The sequence below is a fragment of the Pseudomonas sp. genome (genome assembly GCF_050739995.1).
Lineage (GTDB): Bacteria > Pseudomonadota > Gammaproteobacteria > Pseudomonadales > Pseudomonadaceae > Aquipseudomonas.
The window spans coordinates 1-3,682 of record NZ_JBOICG010000374.1 but is presented as its reverse complement, the minus strand read 5'-3'; the positions used below and the strand labels follow the sequence as shown (position 1 = coordinate 3,682).

The window sequence follows — 3,682 nt, the reverse complement described above, 5'->3', positions numbered from 1 at the left end:
CCCACATTAGGTTTGTGTGTTTTTCAAAAGTGCATTCCAGCAGTGAGCAGCCATGTCCCAATCCCCACCCCCCAGCCAACCCGCCTATGTCCTGCACAGCCGCGCCTACCGCGAGACCAGTGCCTTGGTGGACTTCCTCACGCCCCAAGGTCGCCTGCGTGCGGTATTGCGAAGCGCACGGGGCAAGGCGGGTACGTTGGCGCGGCCGTTCGTGGCGTTGGACGTGGAATTCCGTGGCAAGGGCGAGCTGAAAAACGTCGGTCGCATGGAAAGCGTCGGCACCTCTGCCTGGCTCAATGGCGAAGCGCTGTTCAGCGGCCTTTACCTCAATGAACTGCTGATCCGCTTGCTGCCTGCCGAAGACCCACACCCAGCGGTCTTCGATCACTACGCCGCGACCTTGCTCGCCCTGGCCGAAGGCCGTCCGTTGGAGCCTTTGCTGCGCGCCTTCGAATGGCGTCTGCTCGACGACCTCGGCTACGGCTTCGAACTGGCCAATGACCTGCATGGCGAGCCGATCGCCGCCGATGGTATGTACCGCCTGCAAGTGGATGCAGGCCTTGAGCGTGTGTACCTGTTGCAACCCGGCCTGTTTCAGGGCTCCGAGTTGTTGGCCATGAGCGAAGCCGACTGGAGTGCTCCCGGTGCCTTGTCTGCCGCCAAGCGCCTGATGCGCCAGGCCCTGGCCGTGCATCTGGGCGGACGACCGCTGGTCAGTCGCGAGTTGTTTCGAAAGCCCTGACAACCCCGTGTATGCTGTGCGGCGTTTCTTTCCCTTTTCAGGAGCGCTTCCGTGACCACCAGCAATCGCATTCTTCTTGGCGTCAACATCGACCACGTCGCCACCCTGCGCCAGGCCCGGGGCACCCGTTACCCTGATCCGGTCAAGGCTGCACTGGACGCCGAAGAAGCGGGCGCCGACGGCATCACCGTGCACTTGCGCGAAGACCGCCGCCACATCCAGGAGCGCGATGTGCTGGTGCTCAAGGATGTGCTGCAAACCCGCATGAACTTCGAAATGGGTGTTACCGAGGAAATGATGCAGTTCGCCGAGCGCATTCGCCCGGCGCACATCTGCCTGGTACCGGAAACCCGCCAGGAGCTGACCACCGAAGGCGGCCTCGACGTGACCGGCCAGGAAGCGCGGATCAAGGCTGCGGTGGAGCGCCTGTCGAAGATTGGTAGCGAAGTGTCGCTGTTTATCGATGCCGATGAGCGTCAGATCGAAGCTTCGCGCCGTGTTGGCGCACCGGCTATCGAGCTGCACACCGGTCGTTACGCCGATGCCACCACGCCCACCGAAGTGGCTGACGAACTGCAGCGCATTATTGAGGGTGTGAGCTGCGGTCTTAAGGAAGGTCTGATCGTCAACGCCGGCCATGGCCTGCATTACCACAACGTTGAAGCCGTGGCCGCGATCAAGGGCATCAACGAGCTGAACATCGGCCATGCGCTGGTGGCCCACGCGCTGTTCGTCGGTTTCAAAGGGGCGGTTGCCGAGATGAAGGCCCTGATCCTGGCTGCCGCCAAGCACTGAAAAGCATGAAGATCCAATGTGGGAGGGGGCTTGCCCCCGATAGCAGGGTGTCAGCCACCTCATCTATGGCTGACACACCGCCATCGGGGGTAAGCCCCCTCTCACATGCGAACCCTTACTGTTTAGCCGGTGCAGGTGTATCGTATCTGCCCTTTGCGGGCCCCTGGCCTGCGGCAGATACGTGAGGTTGTTGTGTCCCGATCCTTTTCTCGTCGACAAATCCTGGGTGGCCTTGCAGGCCTGGCCGTAGTGGGCGTCGGTGCCGGTGGCGCCTATCGCTACTGGCTGGGGAAAGTCGCCGACGCCGAGGCGGGGCACGATTACGAGTTGATCGCCGCGCCGTTGGACGTGGAACTGGTGCCGGGGTACAAGACCCAAGCCTGGGCGTTCGGCCCCTCGGCGCCGGGCACCGAGTTGCGGGTGCGCCAGGGTGAATGGCTGCGGGTGCGCTTTATCAACCACCTGCCGGTCGCCACTACCATCCATTGGCATGGCATTCGTCTGCCACTGGAAATGGACGGCGTGCCCTACGTTTCCCAATTGCCGGTCTTGCCCGGTGAATACTTCGACTACAAATTCCGCGTGCCCGACGCCGGCAGCTACTGGTACCACCCCCATGTGAACAGCAGCGAGGAGCTTGGCCGCGGCCTGGTCGGCCCGTTGATCATCGAAGAGCGCGAGCCGACCGGTTTCAAGCACGAACGCACCCTCAGCCTGAAAAGCTGGCATGTGGACGAAGAGGGCGCTTTTGTTGCCTTCAGCGTGCCCCGGGAAGCAGCACGTGGTGGCACTGCCGGGCGCTTGTCGACCATCAATGGTGTGTCACAGGCCGTGATCGATTTGCCGGCCGGGCAGATCACCCGTGTGCGCCTGCTCAACCTCGATAACACCCTGACCTATCGCCTCAATATTCCTGACGTCGAAGCGCAGATCTACGCATTGGACGGCAACCCCATCGAGCCGCGCCCACTGGGCAAGGAATACTGGCTGGGCCCGGGCATGCGCATTTGCCTGGCGATCAAGGCGCCGCCTGCCGGTGAAGAGCTGTCGATCCGCAACGGCCCTGTGCGCCTGGGTACCTTCCGTTCGGTCGCTAACACAGATGCACCGACCGAATGGCCACCGGCATTGCCCGCCAACCCGATTGCCGAGCCCGACCTGGCCAATGCCGAGAAACTCAACTTCAATTTCGAGTGGGTCGGCACGGTGTCCGTGGATGACGGGAAACCACCGAGCCTGTGGCAGATCAACGGCAAGGCCTGGGACATCACCGACAAGACCTGCGCCGACCGCCCGATTGCCAAGCTTGAGAAGGGCAAAAGCTACATTTTCGAATTGAAGAACATGACCCAGTACCAACACCCGATTCACCTGCATGGCATGAGCTTCAAGGTGATTGCCTCGAACCGCCACAAGGTGATTCCGTACTTCACCGACACCTACCTGCTGGGCAAGAACGAGCGCGCCCGCGTGGCATTGGTGGCGGATAACCCTGGGGTGTGGATGTTCCATTGCCACGTCATCGACCACATGGAAACCGGCCTGATGGCCGCCATCGAGGTGGCGTGATGCGCCAGATTCGCCCCACCGCGATCATCGATCGCAGTCGCGACCAGGATTTCATGCGCGAAGCCCTGGCCCTCGCCGCCCAAGGCGCTGCATTGGGTGAAGTGCCTGTCGGCGCGGTGCTGGTGCAAGACGGCGAAATCATCGGCCGTGGCTTCAACTGCCCCATCAGCGGCAACGACCCCAGCGCCCATGCCGAAATGGTCGCCATCCGTGCGGCCGCGCAAGCCATCAGCAATTACCGCCTGGTGGGCAGCACGTTGTATGTGACGTTGGAGCCCTGCAGCATGTGCGCCGGGCTGATCGTGCATTCGCGTATTGCGCGGGTGGTATACGGTGCGCTGGAGCCCAAGGCCGGGATTGTGCAAAGCCAGGGGCAGTTTTTTACCCAGGGTTTTCTCAACCACAAGGTGCTATTTGAAGGGGGCGTGCTGGCCGAGGAGTGCGGGACAGTGCTGAGCGAATTCTTCAAGGCCCGCCGCGCAAAACCACAAACCAACTAACACCGCAAACCCCTGTGGGAGCTGGCTTGCCTGCGGTGGCTGTTTTTCAGTCAACTCATCTGTGACTGATCCACCG

At 62.0% G+C, this 3,682-nt stretch carries 4 protein-coding genes; all 4 read left to right on the top strand.

Features of this window, described 5'->3' with window-relative positions; all coding sequences use genetic code 11:
* Nucleotides 1-52: 52 nt before the first annotated feature.
* The 4 genes from recO (at nt 53) to tadA (ending at nt 3,606) form a co-directional block, all read left to right on the top strand.
* Nucleotides 53-742, top strand: a complete 690-nt coding sequence (gene recO, locus ACRESD_RS12465; RefSeq protein ID WP_431751166.1) for a DNA repair protein RecO — start codon at nt 53-55, stop codon at nt 740-742.
* Nucleotides 743-793: 51 nt separating this feature from the next.
* Nucleotides 794-1,537: a pyridoxine 5'-phosphate synthase gene (gene pdxJ, locus ACRESD_RS12460; RefSeq protein ID WP_431751165.1), complete on the top strand. Its 744-nt coding sequence runs from the start codon at nt 794-796 to the stop codon at nt 1,535-1,537.
* A 192-nt stretch (nt 1,538-1,729) separates the two neighbouring features.
* Entirely contained in the window at nt 1,730-3,106 is a 1,377-nt protein-coding gene (locus tag ACRESD_RS12455; RefSeq protein WP_431751164.1) for a multicopper oxidase family protein, read from the top strand.
* Nucleotides 3,106-3,606, top strand: a complete 501-nt coding sequence (gene tadA, locus ACRESD_RS12450) for a tRNA adenosine(34) deaminase TadA (protein ID WP_431751163.1) — start codon at nt 3,106-3,108, stop codon at nt 3,604-3,606. Before ACRESD_RS12455 ends, tadA begins: the two co-directional genes overlap by 1 nt.
* Nucleotides 3,607-3,682: the final 76 nt, after the last annotated feature.